At 57.1% G+C, this 2048-nt stretch carries 1 protein-coding gene; it reads left to right on the forward strand.

The features are described from left to right. Nucleotides 1-418 precede the first annotated feature (418 nt). Complete coding sequence (mqo, locus tag AC1DSG_RS30600) at nucleotides 419-1927, forward strand: malate dehydrogenase (quinone) (RefSeq protein WP_477794208.1); 1509 nt, start codon at nucleotides 419-421, stop codon at nucleotides 1925-1927. Nucleotides 1928-2048 lie beyond the last annotated feature (121 nt).

Here is a 2048-nt window from a genome sequence, read left to right on the forward strand (position 1 = left end):
GCCCTTTTTTGAGGTTCACGTCTTCAAAAGAGCGTGAAAAAAACGGGTTTTCACAACTTCACAAGAGTGTGGCGAGCAAATGAATAGTTTTGCGTCTGAACATGCACCATTAGCGTCTGAAACAGCCCAACGACACAGGACCGGGCACTCCTCGAATACCGGAGCCTGAAGCCTGTCCGCTACGGATTTGGTTGCACAAACGGATGTATCGACCATAAGTCGAATTGCCAGTCGCGCGTTGAAATGAGTTCATAACCCTCATTGACCCGGCCGGTAGCGTCCGTCGAAGTTGCAAAAAATTGCGAAGATTCGGACATGGCGAAACTGGCCATGGGTACCTGGGGCATCACTGACACGCCCCTTCACTCCTGGCAGCCATGCCGTCAATTTGGTGCTGCAGATTTTGGAGACGCGTTAAATGGCGCATAACGAAGCAGTCGACGTAGTACTGGTTGGGGCCGGCATCATGAGTGCCACCCTTGCGGTATTGCTCAAAGAGCTCGACCCCGCGATCAAGCTGGAAGTCGTCGAGCTGATGGATTCCGGTGCCGCGGAGAGTTCCAATCCGTGGAACAACGCCGGTACCGGTCACGCCGGGCTGTGTGAGCTCAACTACACGCCACAGGCTGCCAATGGCACCGTCGACATCAAGAAAGCCGTACACATCAACACCCAGTTCGAGGTGTCGAAGCAGTTCTGGTCCTACCTGACCAGGAAAAGCACATTCGGCTCATGCAAGACGTTCATCAGCCCTGTGCCGCACCTGAGCTTCGTGCAAGGTGACAGTGGCGTTTCCTTCCTCAAGGAACGCTTCAAGCTGCTGAGCAAGCACCACGCCTTCGCGGACATGGAATACACCGAAGACAAGGCCAAAATGGCCGACTGGATGCCGCTGATGATGCCAGGCCGTCCGGCCGACGAAGTCGTCGCGGCTACACGCGTGATGAATGGCACCGACGTCAACTTCGGCGCCCTGACCAATCAACTGCTCAAGCACCTGACCAGCGCACCCGACGCGCAGGTCAAGTACTGCAAGCGCGTGACCGGCCTGAAGCGCAGCAACGGCGGCTGGACCGTGAGCATCAAGGACGTCAACAGCGGTAACACCCGTGACGTCGACGCAAAATTCGTCTTCCTCGGCGCTGGTGGCGCGGCATTGCCGCTGTTGCAGGCTTCAGGCATCGAAGAAAGCAAAGGCTTCGGCGGCTTCCCGATCAGTGGCCAGTGGCTGCGTTGCGACAACCCGGAAGTGGTCAAACACCACCAGGCCAAGGTGTACAGCCAGGCCGCCGTGGGTTCTCCACCGATGTCCGTGCCGCACCTGGACACCCGTGTCGTCGATGGCAAGAAGTCCCTGCTGTTCGGACCTTACGCCGGTTTCACCACCAAGTTCCTCAAGCACGGCTCCTTCATGGACCTGCCGATGTCGGTTCGTGCCGGCAACATCGGCCCGATGCTGGCCGTGGCGAAAAACAACATGGACCTGACCAAGTACCTGGTCAGCGAAGTGATGCAATCGATGGAACAGCGTCTGGAATCCCTGCGTCGTTTCTACCCTGAAGCGAAAGCCGAAGACTGGCGCCTGGAAGTGGCCGGCCAACGGGTGCAGATCATCAAGAAAGACCCGAAAAAGGGCGGCGTCCTGCAGTTCGGTACCGAACTGGTCGCGGCCAAGGACGGTTCCCTTGCCGCCCTGCTCGGCGCCTCCCCTGGTGCTTCGGTAACCGTTTCGATCATGCTTGAGCTGATCGAAAAATGCTTCCCGGGCAAGGCTTCCGGTGAGTGGGCTGCCAAACTGGCAGAGATCTTCCCGGCTCGTGAAAAAGTGCTCGAAACCGATGCTGCGCTGTATCGCAAGATCAATGCGCACAACAACATCGCACTGGAACTGGTTGAAGCCAGTAACGAGACCGAAAGTTACGCTTGATTCGGCCCCATAAAAAACGCCCCGTTCTCATTGAGAGCGGGGCGTTTTTTTATGCCGCTTAAAACATCGCAGCCTCGTTTCACTCGACAGCTCCTACAGGTGCAAGCCAAACCTTTGTAGG

Source organism: Pseudomonas sp. P5_A12 (assembly GCF_056400685.1).